Source organism: Symbioplanes lichenis (assembly GCF_030709675.1).
Lineage (GTDB): Bacteria > Actinomycetota > Actinomycetes > Mycobacteriales > Micromonosporaceae > Actinoplanes > Actinoplanes lichenis.
The window spans coordinates 168,487-186,446 of record NZ_JAUZQD010000004.1 but is presented as its reverse complement, the minus strand read 5'-3'; the positions used below and the strand labels follow the sequence as shown (position 1 = coordinate 186,446).

19 protein-coding genes and 1 pseudogene are annotated in these 17,960 nt (G+C 72.5%); 10 read left to right on the top strand and 10 right to left on the bottom strand.

The annotated features are described in order from the left end of the window. Positions 1 to 3: 3 nt before the first annotated feature. Positions 4 to 147 (top strand): annotated as a pseudogene (locus tag RAN62_RS11085) (hypothetical protein); the annotation flags it as partial. Here RAN62_RS11085 and RAN62_RS11080 read toward each other — a convergent pair. Then, entirely contained in the window at positions 137 to 982 is an 846-nt protein-coding gene (locus RAN62_RS11080) for a hypothetical protein (protein ID WP_305784471.1), read from the bottom strand. The pseudogene RAN62_RS11085 and the gene RAN62_RS11080 overlap by 11 nt on opposite strands. Then, the gene (locus tag RAN62_RS11075; RefSeq protein ID WP_305784470.1) at positions 979 to 1,386 is read right to left on the bottom strand and encodes a peptidase inhibitor family I36 protein; all 408 of its coding nucleotides are present in this window, start codon (positions 1,384 to 1,386) and stop codon (positions 979 to 981) included. Before RAN62_RS11075 ends, RAN62_RS11080 begins: the two co-directional genes overlap by 4 nt. 124 nt (positions 1,387 to 1,510) lie before the next feature. On the opposite strand from RAN62_RS11075, the gene RAN62_RS11070 reads away from it, so the two are divergent. Then, positions 1,511 to 2,260, top strand: a complete 750-nt coding sequence (locus tag RAN62_RS11070; RefSeq protein ID WP_305784469.1) for an AfsR/SARP family transcriptional regulator — start codon at positions 1,511 to 1,513, stop codon at positions 2,258 to 2,260. Here RAN62_RS11070 and RAN62_RS11065 read toward each other — a convergent pair. Next, entirely contained in the window at positions 2,248 to 3,306 is a 1,059-nt protein-coding gene (locus tag RAN62_RS11065; RefSeq protein ID WP_305784468.1) for a spore photoproduct lyase family protein, read from the bottom strand. The two genes, RAN62_RS11070 and RAN62_RS11065, sit on opposite strands and share 13 nt — an antisense overlap. Further along, a complete protein-coding gene (locus RAN62_RS11060; RefSeq protein ID WP_305784467.1) occupies positions 3,303 to 4,715 on the bottom strand; it encodes an MFS transporter in 1,413 nt (470 codons plus the stop codon). Before RAN62_RS11060 ends, RAN62_RS11065 begins: the two co-directional genes overlap by 4 nt. A 62-nt stretch (positions 4,716 to 4,777) precedes the next feature. On the opposite strand from RAN62_RS11060, the gene RAN62_RS11055 reads away from it, so the two are divergent. Beyond that, a complete protein-coding gene (locus RAN62_RS11055; RefSeq protein WP_305784466.1) occupies positions 4,778 to 6,202 on the top strand; it encodes an MFS transporter in 1,425 nt (474 codons plus the stop codon). A 12-nt stretch (positions 6,203 to 6,214) separates the two neighbouring features. Here the strand turns inward: RAN62_RS11055 and RAN62_RS11050 are convergent, their stop codons facing one another. Genes RAN62_RS11050 through RAN62_RS11040 form a run of 3 tightly spaced genes read right to left on the bottom strand, consistent with a single transcriptional unit; the run spans position 6,215 to position 8,512 of the window. Further along, a complete protein-coding gene (locus RAN62_RS11050; protein ID WP_305784465.1) occupies positions 6,215 to 7,333 on the bottom strand; it encodes a hypothetical protein in 1,119 nt (372 codons plus the stop codon). Between the two features lie 55 nt (positions 7,334 to 7,388). Continuing rightward, a complete protein-coding gene (locus RAN62_RS11045; protein ID WP_305784464.1) occupies positions 7,389 to 7,712 on the bottom strand; it encodes a type VII secretion target in 324 nt (107 codons plus the stop codon). After that, positions 7,709 to 8,512, bottom strand: a complete 804-nt coding sequence (locus RAN62_RS11040) for a hypothetical protein (protein ID WP_305784463.1) — start codon at positions 8,510 to 8,512, stop codon at positions 7,709 to 7,711. Before RAN62_RS11040 ends, RAN62_RS11045 begins: the two co-directional genes overlap by 4 nt. Positions 8,513 to 8,842: 330 nt before the next feature. Between RAN62_RS11040 and RAN62_RS11035 the strand changes: the two genes are divergently transcribed. Then, complete coding sequence (locus RAN62_RS11035) at positions 8,843 to 9,766, top strand: DUF2382 domain-containing protein (RefSeq protein ID WP_305784462.1); 924 nt, start codon at positions 8,843 to 8,845, stop codon at positions 9,764 to 9,766. Positions 9,767 to 10,018: 252 nt separating this feature from the next. Beyond that, the gene (gene glgX / locus RAN62_RS11030; protein WP_305784461.1) at positions 10,019 to 12,133 is read left to right on the top strand and encodes a glycogen debranching protein GlgX; all 2,115 of its coding nucleotides are present in this window, start codon (positions 10,019 to 10,021) and stop codon (positions 12,131 to 12,133) included. On the opposite strand, the gene RAN62_RS11025 is transcribed toward glgX, so the two are convergent. Together RAN62_RS11025 and RAN62_RS11020 are read right to left on the bottom strand one after the other, a co-directional pair. Then, positions 12,124 to 12,783, bottom strand: coding sequence for a response regulator (locus RAN62_RS11025; RefSeq protein ID WP_305784460.1), 660 nt, complete (start codon positions 12,781 to 12,783; stop codon positions 12,124 to 12,126). The genes glgX and RAN62_RS11025 overlap by 10 nt on opposite strands. A 76-nt stretch (positions 12,784 to 12,859) precedes the next feature. Further along, complete coding sequence (locus RAN62_RS11020) at positions 12,860 to 13,945, bottom strand: sensor histidine kinase (RefSeq protein WP_305784459.1); 1,086 nt, start codon at positions 13,943 to 13,945, stop codon at positions 12,860 to 12,862. Between the two features lie 81 nt (positions 13,946 to 14,026). Here RAN62_RS11020 and RAN62_RS11015 point away from each other — a divergent pair, with 81 nt between their 5' ends. The 3 genes from RAN62_RS11015 (at position 14,027) to RAN62_RS11005 (ending at position 15,782) form a co-directional block, all read left to right on the top strand. Next, entirely contained in the window at positions 14,027 to 14,437 is a 411-nt protein-coding gene (locus RAN62_RS11015; protein WP_305784458.1) for a DUF1810 domain-containing protein, read from the top strand. Positions 14,438 to 14,472: 35 nt separating this feature from the next. Beyond that, the gene (locus RAN62_RS11010; protein WP_305784457.1) at positions 14,473 to 15,210 is read left to right on the top strand and encodes an NADPH-dependent FMN reductase; all 738 of its coding nucleotides are present in this window, start codon (positions 14,473 to 14,475) and stop codon (positions 15,208 to 15,210) included. A 128-nt stretch (positions 15,211 to 15,338) separates the two neighbouring features. Continuing rightward, positions 15,339 to 15,782, top strand: a complete 444-nt coding sequence (locus tag RAN62_RS11005) for a cytidine/deoxycytidylate deaminase family protein (RefSeq protein ID WP_305784456.1) — start codon at positions 15,339 to 15,341, stop codon at positions 15,780 to 15,782. Here RAN62_RS11005 and RAN62_RS11000 read toward each other — a convergent pair. Continuing rightward, positions 15,748 to 16,038 (bottom strand): winged helix-turn-helix transcriptional regulator, encoded by a 291-nt coding sequence (locus RAN62_RS11000; RefSeq protein WP_305784455.1) that lies wholly within the window; start codon positions 16,036 to 16,038, stop codon positions 15,748 to 15,750. The genes RAN62_RS11005 and RAN62_RS11000 overlap by 35 nt on opposite strands. On the opposite strand from RAN62_RS11000, the gene RAN62_RS10995 reads away from it, so the two are divergent. Continuing rightward, entirely contained in the window at positions 16,024 to 16,737 is a 714-nt protein-coding gene (locus RAN62_RS10995; protein ID WP_305784454.1) for an alpha/beta fold hydrolase, read from the top strand. The two genes, RAN62_RS11000 and RAN62_RS10995, sit on opposite strands and share 15 nt — an antisense overlap. A 45-nt stretch (positions 16,738 to 16,782) precedes the next feature. Beyond that, the gene (locus RAN62_RS10990) at positions 16,783 to 17,910 is read left to right on the top strand and encodes a PQQ-binding-like beta-propeller repeat protein (protein WP_305784453.1); all 1,128 of its coding nucleotides are present in this window, start codon (positions 16,783 to 16,785) and stop codon (positions 17,908 to 17,910) included. Positions 17,911 to 17,960: the final 50 nt, after the last annotated feature.

Below are 17,960 nucleotides of genomic sequence, written 5' to 3'. Positions count from 1 at the left end.
GACCTCGGCCCCACCGCGTACGACGTGCCGGCCGGCCACGCGCTCGCCCTCGTCGTGGACACCGTGGACCCGTTTGACTACGACGAGAACACCCCTGGCCACACCGTCACCATCGCCGCCGGCTCCCGGCTCGACATCACCGGGTGAGGATCTTCCGGGCCCGTACGGTGGCCGCCTCGGCCAGACCGGTCAGCTCGCCGGCCTGCTCGAGCCGGGCGGCGCCGAGGCCCGGGACCGCCGCCCGCCGCAGGTCCAGCTCGGTGCGGCTGAGCCGGGTCCGCTGATTGCACCGGGCGTCCAGGCCGGCGAGGGCGGTCTCCTCGGCGTGCAGGGCCGCCCGCTGCTCCGGGTGCGCGCGCAGCCGGCCGGCGAGGGCGGCCGGGATGTCGTCCGGCGCCGCGTACCGGTGGCCGTGACCGGCCATGCACCCGCTCCAGGCCGCCCGGGCGGCGACGAGGCGCGGGTCCCCGGCGACGCGCTGGGAGAGTTGCTTGTTCAGCTCACCGGGCAGATAGGCCAGCCGGGCCCAGGCCGTGGTGTCACCGGCCACGGCGGCGCGGCCCTCGGCGAGGCAGCCGCTGTCGGGGAAGGTGTACTGCGCCAGGCCGGGCAGCCTCAGCGTCGCCCGGCGCGGTGGGCTGCCGATCAGCGCGGCCAGCTCCGGGCCGCCGGTCGCGTTGCCGGGCGGCGGCACGGCCGGGGCGGTGATGCCGTAACCGTCCCGCGCGCGGTTTCCGGGACCGGGACCGGGCTCACCGGCGAAGCCCGACCAGGCGAATCCGGCCGCGGCCATGCACGTGCTGGTGGCGCGCTCGGTGGCCCGGTCGATCAGCTGGCGGCGGGCGGGGTAGCCGCCGGAATCGGTGATCATGTCGACGGTGGCGGGCCCGCCCACCGGCCGCGGGGATCCGCAGCCGGTGAGCGTGCCCACGGCGAGCACGGCCAGCGTCAGGGCCGTGGCGCCAGGGTGGGGTCCGGTCATTGGTCCGGGCAGACCCACTTGAGGGAGGTGATCACGTCGTTCCAGGTGCCACTGCCCCGCGGGTCGAGCGCCAGGTTGTCCCGGAAGTCCTGCAAATGCATGGTGAGCCTGTCGCCCGTGTAGTTCGCGCCGGTGTAGAAATCGGCGCGGCACCGCGTGCCGTTGTTCCGGGCCGAGGACGCCTTGTCGTCGATGTTCTCCAGCAGGTCCGGCTCGGCATTGGGCCACTGCCAGAACTGGTTGTCCGGCTGGCCGGTGCCGTTGTAGTAGGCGTTGCTCCACAGGCAGGCGCGCCCGGTGGTGCAGTCGGACTTGTCCGCCTGAGCCGGGGCGGACACGGCGAGCGTGCCCCCGGCGATCGCGGCAGCCACCGCCGCTGCCCGGATGGTCGTACGCAACCGCATGGTGTTCCTTCCGTCGATGGAATGCGATGCGGACGAGTCTCGGGGCGGCCGTCCTCGTGTCGTCCTCGTCCCGTCCTCGCGGGCGGGGTGGCGATCGAGGGAGGTCTCTTGCTGTAGTGGTCTCGTGGAGGTCGAGTTCAAGATCCTCGGGCCGGTGGAGATCCGGGCCGGCGCCGCCCGCGTGCCGCTGGCCGGCCCGCGGCAGGAGAGCGTCGTCGTGGCGCTGGTGTCGGACCGGGGCCGCGTCGTGCAGGTCGATCGCCTGGTCGATCTGGTCTGGCCCGAGCAGCCGCCGGCGACCGCACGACGGCAGATCCAGGACCTGGTGTCCCGGCTGCGCCGCACCCTCGCCGCGGCGGGGGCCCCGGCCGATCTGATCAGCACGGCCCCCGGCGGCTACGTGCTGTCGGCGACGGGGTGCACGAGCGACGTCCAGTCGTTCCAGGCGCTGGTCGAGCGGGCCGAGGCGGTGGTCGCCGACGATCCCGGGACGGCGGCGGCGAGGCTGTCCGAGGCCTTCGGGCTGTGGCGTGGCGATCCGGCGGCCGGTCCGTGCGTGCGCTGGATCACCGACCGGCGGCTGGAGGCGCGCGAGCTGTGGCTGGAGCTTGAGGTCCGGCTCGGCCGCCACCGGCGCGTGCTCGGCGAGATGCTGGACCTGCTCGACGAGTGGCCGTGCCGGGAGCGGCTGGCGCTGGCGGCGATGGCGGCCCTGGTCCGGGTCGGCCGGCGGGGGCACGCCCTGGTCACGTACGAGCGGACCCGCCGCGCGCTGGCCGACGACCTGGGCGTCGATCCCGGGCCGGAGCTGCGGCTGGCGTACCGGCGGATCATCGAGGACGAGCCGATCAGCGCGGCCGCTCAGAAGGCGTAGCGGATCCTCAAATACGGGGTGAGGCGCTCGATCTGCTCGGTCAGCGCGGCCACGTAGCGGCCCTTCTCGCCGGTGCGGTAGCGGACGTTCCAGGCGCCGTTCTCGGAGCGTTTGCCCTGCTGGAGGTCGGGGCGCCAGAGGACGTCCTCGGCCTTGGGGTGCCAGCCGAGGTTGACCTGGTGCAGGTCGCGGTTGTGGGTCAGGAAGATGATCTCGGCGGCGAGCTGCTTCTTCGCCTCGGGGCCGATGCCGTCGTCGAGCTGGGCCAGCAGCGCGGCCCAGTCCTCGAGCCAGCCGTCGCGGACGACGACGGGGGAGAAGTTGACGTGCACCTCGTAGCCGGCCGCCACGAAGTCGTCGATCGCCGCGATGCGCTCGGCGATCGGGGAGGTGCGGATGTCGAGCAGCTTGGCGTCCCGCTGCGGCATCAGCGAGAACCTGATCCGGGTACGCCCACCCGGGTCCCACGACAGCAGGTCACGGTTCACGTGCTTCGTGGCGAAGCTCGCCTTGGCGTTGGGGAGGTATCGGAACGTCTCGACCAGGTCGCGGACGTTGTCGCTGACCCGCGCGTCCAGCGAGCAGTCGGAATTCTCGCCGATGTCGTAGACCCAGTCGACGGGGTCGCACTCGTTGGGCGCGGGTTTGACCCCCTGCCGGGCCGCGTGGCGTCGCACGTACCCGGTGATCTTGTCGATGTTGGCGAAGACCGTGATCGGGTTGCTGTAGCCCTTGCGCCGCGGCACGTAGCAATAGGCGCACGCCATGGCGCAGCCGTTCGCCGTCGACGGGGCGATGAAGTCGGCGGAGCGGCCGTTCGGGCGGGCGGTCAGCGACTTCTTCACGCCGAGGACGAGCGCCTCCTGCTTGATGCGCACCCAGCGGCGGACGTTCGTCTCGTCGCCGTACACCTCGGGGATGCGGTCGTGCCGCTCGATCTCGACGATGGTGGCGTCCGGCCAGCGCGCGAGGATCTCCCGCCCGCGCGGCAGGGCGACGGCGGCCGGCTCGGCGTAGATGCGGCGGATGTCGAGGAGGTCGCTCACGAGTTGATCAACGCCGGTTCGCGGGTCTCGACGCGGGTGGCCGTCGCGCGGGCCCGGGCCGACGTGGTGAGCAGGGCGAGGGCGAGGACGGCCAGGCTGCACCCGACCATGATCCACCAGCCGGTGTGCGAGGCCCGCGCGAAGCCGCCCGCCGTGGTGCCGCCGAGGCCGGAGACGACGGCGGCGCCGATGACCGCGACGCCGATCGCGCTGCCCGTCTGGCGGCTGGTCGACGTGATCGCCGCGGCGACGCCGGCCCGGCTGCGGGGCATGCCCGACACCGCGGTGTTGGTGATCGGCGCGTTGACCATGCCGTACCCGAACCCGAAGACGAAGTACGACGCCAGCAGCAGCCAGACCGGGGTGGTGGCCGTGAGCTGGGTCAGCGGCAGCAGGGCGATCGACATCGCCGAGCCGGCCAGGATCAGCGGCAGCCGGGGCCCGCGCGCGCCGACGATCCGGCCGGCCAGCGGGGCGGTGACCGCGGTGGTGAGGGCCATCGGCAGGGTCCAGAGACCGGCGTGCAGCGGGGACAGCCCGCGGACGTCCTGCAGGTAGATCGCGTTCAGGAACAGGAAACCGCCGAGGCTGCCGAACGCACAGATCGCGATCAGGCTGGCCCCGGTGAACGGCACACTGCGGAAGACGTGGAGATCCAGGAGGGGCTGCGGGCGCCTGTTCTCGTACGGGATGAGCAGGGCCAAGGCGATCGCAGCGGCCGCGAAGCAGGCCAGGATGGCCGGATGGGTCCAGCCGAGGTTCGGGCCCTCGATGATGCCGAAGGTGACCGTGGCGAGCAGAGTGAGCACGAGCAGCTGGCCGCCGGGATCCGCGGCCCGCGCGTGCTCCGACCGCGACTCGGGCACGAACAGCGCGCAGAGCACGATCGCCGCCACCGCCACCGGCACGTTGATCCAGAAGATCGAGCGCCAGCCGAACGCGTCGACCAGGGCGCCGCCGAGCACCGGGCCCAGGGCCATGCTCAGGCCGACCACGCTGCCCCAGATGCCGATCGCGCGGGCGCGCTCGCGGGGCTCGGTGATCGTGTTCGTGATGATCGAGAGGGCGACCGGGTTGAGCATCGAGCCGCCGACGGCCTGCACCGCCCGGAAGGCGATCAGCCAGCCCAGGCTCGGCGCGAGGCTGCACAGCAGCGACCCGAGGCCGAAGAGCGCCAGCCCGGTCTGGAAGACCCGGCGCCGCCCGATCCGGTCGGCCGTCGAGCCGCCGAGGACCAGCAGGCTGGCCAGGACCAGGGTGTACGCGTCGACGACCCACTGCAGCCCGGACACCGACGAGTCGAACTCGGTGCGCAACGAGGGCAGCGCGAGGTTCACGATCGTCACGTCCAGCCCGACGATGAACAGGCTGATGCAACAGATCGCGAGGATCAGATTGTTTCGGCGCACTGTGCATTTGTACCCTCGGTGACACTGCATAATGCAGCGTTCTCCGGGGTAGCCCTCGTCACATGAGCATGACCGACACGGGGACCGTGCGGACGAACGTCCCCGCACGGCTCGACCGCCTGCCCTGGGCCAGGTGGCACTGGATGATCGTCATCGGGCTGGGCACCGTCTGGATCCTGGACGGGCTCGAGGTGACGATCGTGGGCAACCTCTCCGGGCGCCTGTCCGAGCCCGGCAGCGGGCTGGACATCACGCAGAGTCAGGTCAGCGGCATCGGCGCCGCGATCTACGTCCTCGGCTCCTGCTTCGGGGCGCTCTTCTTCGGCTGGCTCACCGACCGGTTCGGCCGCAAGAAGCTGTTCATGCTGACCCTCGGCGTCTACCTGGTCGGCACGGCGGCGACGGCCTTCAGCTTCGACGCCTGGTGGTTCTTCCTCTTCCGCTTCGTGACCGGGGCGGGCATCGGCGGCGAGTACGCGGCCATCAACTCGGCCATCGACGAGCTCATCCCGGCGCGCCATCGCGGCCGCGTCGACCTGGTGATCAACGGGACCTACTGGGCCGGGGCGGCGTTCGGGGCGCTGCTGACCGTACCCGTGCTCACGGCCCTGCCCGTCAGCTGGGGCTGGCGCGTCGCCTTCGGCCTGGGCGTCGTCCTCGGCCTGGTGATCCTGCTGGTCCGCCGGCACGTCCCGGAGAGCCCGCGCTGGCTCTTCATCCACGGCCGCGGCGACGAGGCGGAAACCCTCGTCAAGGACGTGGAGTCCTCCGTCGGCGGTCCCCTCGAACCCGCCGGCCAGTACATCGAGATCCATCAGCGCAAGACGATCGGCTTCGGGCAGATCGCGAAGACGCTCGTGCGGCACTATCCCAAGCGCGCGGGCCTGGGGCTGGCGCTCTTCGTCGGCCAGGCGTTCCTCTACAACGCGGTCACCTTCGGGTACGCCCAGATCCTCCAGACGTTCTTCGACGTCCCGTCCGGGAGCACCGGCTGGTACTTCGCCGTGATCGCCGTCGGCAACCTGCTCGGCCCCGTGCTGCTCGGTGGGCTCTTCGACAGCATCGGCCGCAAGATCATGATCACCGGCACGTACGTGCTCTCGGGCCTCCTGCTGCTCGGCACGGCCTGGCTGTTCTCGGCCGGCGTGCTGAACGCGGTCACGATGACGGCGTGCTGGTGCGTGGTGCTGTTCTTCGCCTCCGCGGGTGCCAGCTCCGCCTACCTGACCGTCAGCGAGATCTTCCCGATGGAGACCCGCGCCCTGGCCATCGCCTTCTTCTACGCCATCGGCACGGCCGTCGGCGGCGTCACCGGTCCCCTCCTCTTCGCCGACCTGGTCGGCACGGGCGAGGTCGGCGACACCGTCCTCGCCTTCGTCATCGGCGCCGTCCTCATGATCGCCGCCGGCCTGGTCGAAGCCGTCCTCGGCGTCAAGGCCGAACGCCAGAGCCTCGAAAGCCTGGCCAAGCCGCTGTCCGCCGCCTGATCGCGGCGCTGCTCAGCCCCGTCCGGACGCCGTGCGCTCGGGCGGGGCCGGCTTGCTCCCGGGCGCGGTCTTCTCGGTGGCGGGCGGCGGCGCGTCGTCCGCGGGCGTCGTCTTGTCCGTCGCGGGCGGCGGGGCTTCCGTGCCCTTGGCTGCTCCGGCGGCGGTGCCTTCGGCTGTTCCAGTCTCCGTGCCCTTGGCTGCTCCCGCATCCGTGCCAGTGGCTGCTTCGGTCTCCGTGCCTTCAGTTGCTCCCGTTTCCGCCCCTGCGGCTGCTCCGGCGGCTGCTCCTGCGGTTTCGCCGGCGGCGGTGCCTGTCGCTGCGCCGGCTCCCGCGGCTCCTCCGGCTACTGCTCCCGCGGTTTCCCCTGCGGCGGCACCGGCGGCGGCGCCCGCACCCGTGGCCGGGGCGACGGCGACGGGCCAGCCGCCGGCGAGGGGCCCGGACGCGAGCCCGGCGCGCAGCTCGATGAAGGTGGCGGTGATGCCCGCGGTCTGCCGGGCGTACGCGGCGATGCCGGTTGCCACGGACTTGGTGACGCGGATCGTGGCGGTGGCGGCGTTGGTGGCGGCGATCGGGGCGCCCACGATGGTGCCCGCGCCCGCGGCGGCGACTCGGAGCTCGGAGTCGTAGCGGGTCACGGCGGCGGCGATGCCGGTCCAGAGGGCGACGAGGGCGCCGGACGTCTTGTGCAGGGCGTTGCTCACGGAGCTCGCGGTCTCCCGGAGGGCGATGAGCGCCTGCTGCTGGGCGGGCAGCGTGGCGGCGAAGGCCTCGGCGGCCGGGCCGCGCCAGGTGGGCTCGGGCTTGAGCCGGGTGACCAGGGCGGTCACGGGCTCGGTGATCTGCTCGCGCCAGGTGCGGCCGGTGGCGGCCAGGGCGGGCGGCAGGCCGGGGCCGGCGAGCGCCTCGGCGATCCGGCGGTAGAACTCGCTGATCAGCTCGGCCAGCTGGGTCAGCGCCTCGTTGAGGGCGTCGGCGAGGACGGCGGGCAGCTTGGCGACGACGCTGTTGACCCCGGCGAAGAGCTGCTCGACGTGGTCCTGCACCGCGCGCAGGGTGGACTCCAGCTTGCCGATCAGGCCGTCCCACTCGCCCGGGGAGACGGCCGGGCCGTCGGTTGCGAGCGGCATCAGCCGACCTCGTCGTGGCGCCGGGCGGCGGGTGGGTCGCCGGTGGGGAGCAGCATCAGTTGACCTCCTTGAAGCGGCGCGAGACGTTCTGGTCATCGCCCTGGTAGCCGGTGGCCGCGTCCTTCAGGGACTGACCGATGTCCGCCAGCGCGTGCGTTCCCGCGTCGGCGAGGAGGGAGAACTCCTGTTGCAGGGCGGCGTAGGCGGCGTCGGTGCCCGTCATGGCGGCGAGCACGGAGAACTGGCCGGCGTCGAGCAGTGCCGCGTTCGCGGCCTGCTGCACCACCCGGAACTGTTCCGACAGCTCCTCGAACTCGTCGCCCTTCTCCTGCAGTTCCTCGGGCGTGACCTCGAAGCCCTGGTCCGGCGCCGGGCTCATCGCAGCAGTCCCGTCTCGCGCCACAGCTCCTCGGGCGTGTCCGTCAGCCGGCGCAATCGGTCGAGGGCCGGGGTCGCCGGCCGGGCCCGGTCGCGCTCCTCGGCCGCCCGGCGCCGCACGGCGTTGACGGCCTCGGTGAGGGCCGCCGCCAGCCGGGCCTCCGGGACGCGGGCGGCCCACTCCTCGTCGCAGTCGACGGCCGTGACGATGCCGCCGGTCGCCGTGGCCCGGACGGTGCCGGTCGCGCTCGTGGCGGTGACCTGCCGGGCGGCGGCCTCGGCTGCCGCGGCGGCCGCCGGGAACTGCTCGCCGACCTGCAGGATCAGCTCGATCAGGTCGCGCTGGGCGTAGCCGGACTGCCGCGACCCGGGATCCCCCAACGCGCCGCCGGCCGATCCGTCGCCGCCGGGATCCGCCCCGCCGAGAATGGTCCCGGCACCGGGAGTGGCTCGGGCACCGAGAGCCGCCCCGATGGCCGGAGCGGGCGCGGCACTGTCGGCGGCCGGGGTGCTGTGGGCGGTCATGGCTCCGGCCCAGGCGGTCAGGCGGGCGGCGGAGGCGTTCGTCAGGGCGGTCACGACGGCGCGGCCCAGGGCGCGCGCTCCTACGGCTTCCCGCCAGTCCCCGGCGAGGCGGATCGTGACGGGCTGGTCGTCGGCGCGCACCTCGGCGGTGACGCAGCCGGTGTCGTCGCTGCCGGTCGTCGGAGCGGCGGCGGCCGTCGCGGCGGCGGCCAGTCGTTGCCCGAGCCCCACCGCCGAACGGTGCAGAGCGGCGAAACGCTCCTCGTCAAGCGCCATCACATCCCCCGATCGTGAGCGGCGACGAGACTGTCACGGTCCCACCGTCGCCACGGCCGCGGCAACCCCGTCCCCGCCGGGCCACCGGCTTTGGCATGCCCGGGTCACACCGGCGCCGCGGACAAAAGGCATCGCCCTGGGCAAAGGGCAAACCGCCGGCGCGGGAAGGGCACACCACCGGCGCGGCGCAAAGGACAACTCCGTACCCGCTGTAGTGCAGAGGTAACGGCTCGTCAGTGTCCGATATGAGCAATGATCCACTGTTTGTCGGCCGTACCCGTCGGCAAATCTCCTGGTGTACCGCAGCAACCCCCTCGGAAAGGGCAAGCCATGGTGAACCGCACCGACATCTCCCAGCTCTACGGCCGCGACGTCTACGGCCGGGACGGCGACAAGATCGGCTCCGTGGACGACGTCTATCTGGAGGCCCGCACCGGCGAGCCGGAGTGGCTGGCCGTCAAGACCGGCCTCTTCGGGCTGAAGCAGTCCTTCGTGCCGCTGCGGGGCGCCGACATCAGCGCGGACCGGGTGCAGGTGCCGTTCGCCAAGGAGCAGGTCAAGGACGCGCCGCGGATCGACCCGGACGGGCAGCTGTCGCACCAGGAGGAGGACGACCTCTACCGCCACTACGGGTTCAGCTCGACGGGCGGCGTCGTCGACGAGGGCGGCCGGCACGCCCGGACCGAGACCACCGAGCGCCGCGAGGGTCGCGGCGTCAAGGAGCGCATCAAGGACGCCGTGACCGACCGCGACCGCGGCGACGACAAAGACCGCGACCGCGACGAGTACAGCGAGCGGGAGCAGAGCCAGTACACCGAGCGGGACCGCGGCGAGTACAGCGAGCGGGACCGGGGCGACACGGGACGCGCCACGGCCGGGAGCGACGCGATGACCCGCTCGGAGGAGCGCCTGGTCGCCGGCGCGCAGACCGAGGAGGCCGGCAAGGCCCGCCTCCGCAAGTACGTGGTCACCGAGCAGGAGCAGGTCAGCGTCCCGGTCCAGCGCGAGGAGGTACGCCTCGAGCGCGAGCCGATCACCGACGCCAACCGCGACGCGGCGCTCTCCGGGCCCGCCATCCAGGAGAGCGAGCACGAGGTGACCCTCCGCGCCGAGCGCCCGGTCGTCGACACGGAGGCCGTGCCGGTGGAGCGGGTGCGCCTCGGCAAGGAGACCGTCCGCGACGAGGAACGCGTCGAGGGAGAGGTCCGCAAGGAGCGCATCGACTACGACGGCCCCGACGACCGCCGCCGTTGATCTTCCGAGGTCTCGGATCACGCACGTGGTCCGGTGGGGTGCGCCGTTCAGGGGACGAAGTCGCCTGGCGCACTCCGCCGGGCACCTCGGCATGAGCGACGCTCTGTACCCCCGTCCGACCGCCCCGCCCGCCACCCGGACAGGACCGAAGGCTCTACCCCCCTCGAACCTACGACATGCGCTTCTGTCTTGTGATTTTGATCCGGCCCGGCGAACAATGCGGGACCACCCGGTTACTGGTGTGATTGAGGGATGAAAATCTGGCCGGGGAACCCTTACCCGCTCGGCGCGACGTACGACGGCGGCGGGACGAATTTCGCATTGTTCTCCGAGGTCGCGGAACGGGTCGAGCTGTGCCTGTTCGACGACGACGGCAAGGAGACGCGCATCGATCTGCCCGAGCGTGAGGCGCTCGTGTGGCACGGCTATCTGCCGCGGATCGTGCCCGGCCAGCGCTACGGCTACCGCGTGCACGGCCCCTACGATCCGTCGCGCGGCCTGCGCTGCAACCCGAACAAGCTGCTCCTCGACCCCTACGCCAAGGCGATCGAGGGGCACAACGACTGGACGAACGCCCTCTTCTCGTACGAGTTCGGCAATCCCGGGCAGACGAACGAGGCCGACTCCGCGCCGTACGCGATGAAGTCCGTCGTCGTGAACCCCTATTTCGACTGGGGCAACGACCGTCCGCTGCGGATCCCGATGTGGGAGACGGTCATCTACGAGGCGCACGTCAAGGGCATGACGCAGCGGCATCCGGACGTGCCCGAGGACGTGCGCGGCAGCTATTCCGGCCTCGCGCACCCCACGATGATCGAGCACTTCAAGAAGCTCGGGGTCACCGCGGTCGAGCTGATGCCGGTGCACCAGTTCGTGCACGACAGCACGCTGATCGACAAGGGCCTCACGAATTACTGGGGCTACAACACGATCGGCTTCTTCGCCCCGCACAACGACTATTCCTCGTTCGGCGGGCGCGGCGGCCAGGTGCAGGAATTCAAGTCGATGGTCAAGGCCCTGCACGCGGCCGGCATCGAGGTCATCCTCGACGTGGTCTACAACCACACCGCCGAGGGCAACCACCTCGGCCCGACGCTGAGCTTCAAGGGCATCGACAACCCGGCCTACTACCGCCTGGTCGACGAGGACAAGCAGTATTACTACGACACCACGGGCACGGGCAACTCGCTGAACGTCCGGCACCACGAGTCGCTGCGGCTCATCATGGACTCGCTGCGTTACTGGGTGACCGAGATGCACGTGGACGGTTTCCGCTTCGACCTCGCCGCCTCGCTGGCGCGCGAGTTCCACGAGGTGAACCGGCTCGCGGCCTTCTTCGACCTGGTCAACCAGGACCCGGTGGTCTCGCAGGTCAAGCTGATCGCCGAGCCCTGGGACGTCGGCGACGGCGGTTATCAGGTCGGCGGCTTCCCGCCCCTGTGGACGGAGTGGAACGGCAAGTACCGCGACAGCGTCCGCGACTTCTGGCGCGGCGAGCCCTCCAGCCTGGGCGAGTTCGCGTCGCGTTTCACCGGCTCGTCCGACCTCTACGAGATCGACGGCCGCCGGCCCATCGCCAGCATCAACTTCGTCACCGCCCACGACGGCTTCACCCTGGCCGACCTCGTCTCCTACAACGAGAAGCACAACGAGGCCAACGGCGAGGACAACCGCGACGGGGAGAGCCACAACCGCTCCTGGAACAGCGGCGCCGAGGGCCCGACCGACGACCCGGAGATCAACAAGCTCCGCGCCCGCCAGCAGCGCAACTTCCTGGCGACGCTGCTGCTCTCGCAGGGCGTGCCGATGGTCGCCCACGGCGACGAGCTGGGGCGCACCCAGCAGGGCAACAACAACGTCTACGCCCAGGACAACGAGCTCAGCTGGGTCGACTGGGAGGACGCGCGCCACCACGACGTGCTCACCCGCTTCACCCGCAGCGTCACCGAGCTCCGGGCCGAGCACCCGATCTTCCGCCGGCGCCGCTTCTTCACCGGCGAGCCCGCGGGCGACTCCAAGATCCCGGACATCGCCTGGCTGCGCCGCGACGCCGAGCCGATGACCCCCGAGGACTGGAACCAGCAGTCGGGCATGACCATGACCGTCTTCCTCAACGGCGCGGGCATCCCCGAGACCGACGCCCTCGGCGAGGCGATCGCGGACGACTCGTTCCTCGTGCTTTTCAACCCCCTCGGCGAGCAGGTCACCTTCACTCTGCCGCCGAAGGACTACGGCACGGCGTGGGAACGGGTCATCGACACGGCCGACCCGCTGCTGGCCAGCAAGAAGCGCAGCCTCAAGGCGGGTACTCCGTTCGAGGTGGGCGGCCACACCATGGTCGTCCTGAAGTGCCGCTATCACGCCTGATCACCCGGTCGGACCAGGCCGGCGTCGTACGCCACGACGACGGCCTGGACGCGGTCGCGCAGGCCGAGCTTGGTGAGGATCGCCGACAGATGGGTCTTGACGGTGGCCCGGCTCAGGTGCAGCTCGGCGGCGATCTCGTCGTTGGACAGCGCGCGGGCGACCAGGGCGAGGACCTCGCGCTCGCGCTCGCTGAGGACCTCCAGCCGCGGTGACCGCCCGACCGGCGGCGCCGCGGCGAAGCGGTCGAGCAGCCGGCGCGTCACCGTCGGGGCGAGCAGGGCCTCGCCGCGCGCCACGAGGCGGACGGCCTGCGCCAGCTCGTCGGGGCGGATGTCCTTGAGCAGGAAGCCGCTCGCCCCGGCGCGCAACGCCGCCACCACCGGCTCGTCCAGGTCGAACGTGGTCAGCATGATGATCCGCGCGGGGTTGCGCTCGGCGGCCAGCCGCCGGGCCGCCTCGACCCCGTCCACCCCCGGCATCCGTACGTCCATCAGCACCACATCGGGCCGGTGCTCGCGGGCCAGGGCCACCGCCTGGGCCCCGTCCGCCGCTTCGCCCACCACCTCGAGGTCGTCCCGGCTGTCCACGACGAGCGCGAAGCCGGCCCGCACGAGCTCCTGATCATCCGCGATCAGCACCCGGATCGTCATGCGCCCGCCTCCCGTGAAGAATTGATCAGCCCCCGGATCACCGCCGCCTGTGAAGAACCGAGCTGCGCCAGCATCGTCACGCGGCCACCTCCAGGGGCAGGTCGGCGCGCACCAGAAAGCCGCCCGCGGCGGTGGGACCCGCGTCGAACGTGCCGCCCAGCAACCGCGCCCGCTCCCGCATCCCGATCAGCCCGTGCCGGCTGCCCGTGACCCGTCCCTGCACCCGCGGCGGCCCGTCGTCGCTGACCTCCACGCTGACCGCCGACCCCGAGCGGCTCACGACCACGCGCGCCCGCGTCGCCTGGCTGTGCCGCAGCGTGTTGGTCAACGACTCCTGCACGATCCGGTACGCCGACAGGTCCACGGCCGGCGGCAGCTCCACCGGCTCGGCGCGCAGGTCGACCCGGAGCCCCGTGGTGCCCAGCGAGGCCGCCAGCTCCGGCAACTGCGCGAGGCCGGGCTGCGGTCCGGTGCCGCCGGAGTCGTCGGACAACGTCTGGAGCAGCACACGCAGCTCCTGCAGGGTGCCGCGGGCCGCCGTACCTATGGTGGTCAGGGCCTTGCGGGCGTGCTCGGGCCGGCGCTCGAAGACGTCCTCCGCGGCCTGGGCCTGCACCACGATGACCGAGATCGTGTGGGCGAGCACGTCGTGCAGCTCCCGGGCGATGCGGGTGCGCTCCTGGGCGACGATGCGCTGCCGCTCCTCGTGGCGGCGCAGCTCGCGGGTGCGGGCCAGCTCGCCCAGCGTCCACCCGAGCGCGGGCCCGGCCGCGGCGAGCAGGGTCTCGGTGGTGCCGCCGCCGGTCAGCAGGACGATGACGGCGCTGCCCGACAGCAGCGCCAGGACCCACAGCGAGCGCCGGGGCGGGCGCAGCCGCGCGTAGCAGGCCAGCACCGCCGACACCTGCCCCAGCCAGCCGATGCCGGGCGCGAGGAGCTGGAGCCCGATGCCCGCGGCCACCGCCACCGCCATGCCCGCCTCCGGCCGGTGCCGCAGGCCGACGATCGAGCCGGCCTGGACGCCCGCCAGCGCGATCGCCGCGCCGAGCCCGAGCGGCCCCCGCGGCCCCTCGGGTGTCACGATCACGAGCAGCGTGAGGACGAGGAACAACGCCCCCGCGACGCCCGTGTCCATCTGTCGTAGCCGGTTTCCCGCTGTCATGAGGCGAGCCTAGGGAGCCGGGCCGCTGCGGGCATCCGTCGCAAGACTGGTCGGTTGGTCGGTCCGGGGGATGATGGGTCCATGAGCGATCTCGCCCGGTTCCACGACGCCCAGCTGACCACGTACGACCGCGCGCTCGCCGAGCTGCGGGCCGGCAGCAAGCGTTCGCACTGGATGTGGTTCGTCTTCCCGCAGATCGCCGGTCTGGGCCTCAGCGCCACGGCCCGGCGCTACGCGATCAAGAACCTCGACGAGGCCCGGGCCTATCTGGCCGACCCCGTCCTCGGCCCGCGCCTCGCCGAGTGCGCCGAGGCCCTGCTCGGCGTGCCGGGCAAAACGGCTTACGACATTCTGGGTACGCCCGACGACCTCAAACTCCGCTCCTCCATGACCCTGTTCGCGGCCGCCGCCGGGGAGCCGGAGCTCTTCGAGTCGGTCCTCGAGCGCTACTACGACGGCAAGCCCGATCCCGCGACACTCGAACGCCTCTGAGGCGCCGGGGCCCACAGGCACTAAGGTGTGGCGCCATGACGCGCATCCTGCTGGTGCCGGGCAGCACTCGCGACGAGTCCCTGCACACCGCCGCCCTGCGCACGGCGGCCCGGTTCGCCCCCGAGGGCATCTCGGCCACGTTCTACACCGGCCTGCGCGCGCTGCCGGCCTTCGTCCCGGGGGAGCAGCGCCCGCCCGCGTCCGTCACCGAGCTGCGTGAAGCGGTGCACGCGGCGGACGCGGTGCTCTTCAGCACACCGGAGTACGCGGGCTCGCTGCCGGGCAGCCTCAAGAACCTGCTCGACTGGCTCGTGGACGGCGGTGACCTGCAGGCCAAGCCGGTCGCGTGGCTGTCGGTCGCCCCGGCCGGGCAGGACGACGGCGCCCGGGAGACCCTCGAGACCGTGCTCGGGCACGCGAGCGCCCGGCTGCTGCGCGCGGCATGCATCCGGCTCCCGCTCACCCAGGCGGCGGTCGACCTGAGCGGCATGATCACCGACCCCCAGCTGCACCAGGCGCTGCAGGACATGGTGCACGCCCTGGTCCGCGTCCTCACCATGAGCGACGGCTCCGCGCAGCCCTCGTGGACCGCCGTCTCCAGCGTCTACCCGGTCATCAGCCCGCAGTCGGCGCCCCGCTCGCATGCCTATCCCGCCGCCGGTCGTCACCCCGGCGGCCCGCGCGCGCAACCGCCCGGTCCGCAGGGCCCGGCCGTCCGCCGCCCGTGGGGCCCGCCCCGCTTCCCCGGCGACGGCGGCCCCTGGGGAAGTTGATCTCCGAGCCGTCGCGCCGGGCCATGCCGGCGTAACACGCCGCTCCGGCGCGCTGCCGCGGCGGCGCGTGACGCAGCTCTCAGCGATCGTGGTTGAAGTTTCAAGTCAAGAGGCCGATCGTTGCAGACATGACGCTGCGTTCCGACCGCGACCTCCTGCAGGCCGCCGTCGACCTGTCCCGGCTGTCCCCGCCCGCGCCCACCCACTACGCCGTCGGTGCCGTCGTCACGGACTTGGCCGGCACCGTGCTGGCCACCGGCTACACCGGCGAGGTCGAGCACTTCCACGCCGAGGAAGCGGCCCTGGCCAAACTCGCCGGCGCGGGCGCCGCGCTCTACACGTCCCTGGAGCCGTGCACCTTCCGCCGCTCCCGGCCGCGGCCCTGCACCGACCTGATCCTCGCCGCCGGCATCCGGCGTGTCGTCCTCGCCCTGCGCGAACCGCTCCTCTTCGCCGACTGCCACGGCGTCGAGTCGCTGCGCGCGGCCGGCGTCGAGGTCGTCGAGCTGCCCGAGCTGGCCCCGGCCGTCCGCGCGATCAACGCCCACCTGCTGGCGGCGCCTGCGCTCTGAAGTCGCGGATCTCGGGCATGTGGCGCTCGGCCCACTCGCGCAGGGCGGCCAGGGGCTCGTCGAGCGAGCGGTCCAGCGGCGTCAGCGCGTAGAAGACGCGCGGCGGCACGGAGGCCTCGACCCGCCGGGTGACCAGGCCGTCGGCGGTGAGGGCGCGCAGGGTCTGGGAGACGGCATGACCACCACGATCCGCGTACGAGACCTCGACGTGAACGTGGCAATCGCGGGCGACGGGCCGGCGATGCTGCTGATGCACGGCTTCCCGCACACATGGCAGGTCTGGTCGCGGGTGATGCCGGTGCTGGCGGAGACCCGGCGGGTGATCGCGCCGGACCTGCGCGGGCTGGGCGGCACCACGCGCGCGGATGACGGGTACGACGCCGGCAGTCTCGCCGAGGACGCCCGGGCCCTGCTCGACGCGCTCGGCGTGGCGCGCGCGGAGGTGGTCGCGCTCGACCTCGGGGTGCCGCCGGCCGTGCTGCTCGCCTGCCGGTATCCGGAGCGGGTCGGCCGGCTGGTGGTCATGGAGGCGATGCTGGGTTCCGCCGGGTTCACCCCGTGGTGGTTCGGCTTCCACCAGGTGCCCGGGCTGGCCGAGGAGGTGCTGGCGGGCCACGAGGCGGAGTACCTCGACTTCTTCTGGCGCGCCGGCACGTACGACGGAAAGGGGCTCGACGCCGACGTGCGCGGTGCGTTCCTGGCCGCGTACAGCGGGAAGGAAAGCCTGCGGTGCGCCTTTGCGCACTATCGCGCGATGAGCGTGACCAATGATCAGCTCGGGGCGGAGTTGCCGGATCTCAGCGTGCCGGTGACCGCGATCGGGGCGCGGCCGGTCGGGGACATCCTGCACCGCCAGCTGCAACCGCACGCCGCCGATCTGGCCGGGCACGTGTTCCCGGAGTGCGGGCACATCATCCCGCTGGACCGGCCGGATGCGCTGCTCGGGTTGTTGTGAGGCATAACGCCGCCGGGGCGCCGGGAGCGCGGCGAGACTGACGGCATGTCGCTGTCTGTGCTGCTCGCTCTGGTGCTGGCTGGATCCCCGTGGCCGCTGCCGGGACACGATCCCGCGAACACGGGATGGACTCCTGCGGCGCCGGCCGTCAGCACGCTGCGCCACCGGTGGACGATCCCGGCGCCGGTCGGTGTCGTCGACTGCGCCGCGCCGGCTGTGCCGCCCGTGGTCGCCGACGGCCGGCTGTTCCTGCTGGACCGTTCGACGAACGGCGTCGCCGCGCACGACGCCGCCACCGGGGCACGATTGTGGACGTGGCAGGGTGTGTACTACTTCCGGGCCGCCCGGCTCGCGGTCGCCGATGACCTGCTGATTGTGGTCGAGGAGCCCTGCCACCTGTCGGACGAGGACACCCGGGTCGCCGCCCTCGACGTGGCCACCGGGGCGTTGCGGTGGCAGCGGTACGGCTCCTGGCGTACGCCCGGCATCGTCCTCGACCGGGGCATCCTGGTCACCGGCGGGAACTGCCCCGGCTGCATCTCCGACATCGCCTACCGGATGCAGGGCGTCCGCGTGGCCGACGGCACCGAGGCGTGGTCGACGGCGTGGCAGGACACCGCCGGTCCCGTCTCGGCGAACGGCCGGATCCTGGTGACCGCCGCCGGTCGGGATCCCTTCCCGGGCGTACCGGATCCGAAGTGGACCGCTCTGGACATCACCACGGGCCGTCGAATCTGGCACACGCGCATCCCGTTCGCGGGCGTGCGGGCGGCGGATCCCGGTGGCACGCGCTTCTATCTCGCCGAGTCGCACGGCCTGCGCGTCGTCGCCGCGGCCACCGGCAAGCGGCTCTGGAGAACGGGAGCCGGCCGCGCCGGCGGGGTGGCCGTCGACGACCGGCGGGTCTATGTCAGCTTTCCCGGCCAGGTCCGTGCCTACGACGCCGCGAGCGGCCGCTTCCGCTGGTCGCGCCCGATGACGGCGCCGGGCCGTCCGGTGCGCGCCGGCAGCCTCCTGTACGTCCCCACGGGTACGACGATGGCCATCCTGGATCCCGCCACGGGGGCCACGGCGGCGCTCTCGGCTGCGTTCCGGCCCATGAGCGGGCCGCCCGTCGTGGCGGACGGGCGCATGTACATCACGAACGGCGCGACGGTCCGCGCGTACGAGTGATCTTCCCGCCGATCGGAAGGCCTGCCGGATTCCCCGCGGCGGGCAGGCCC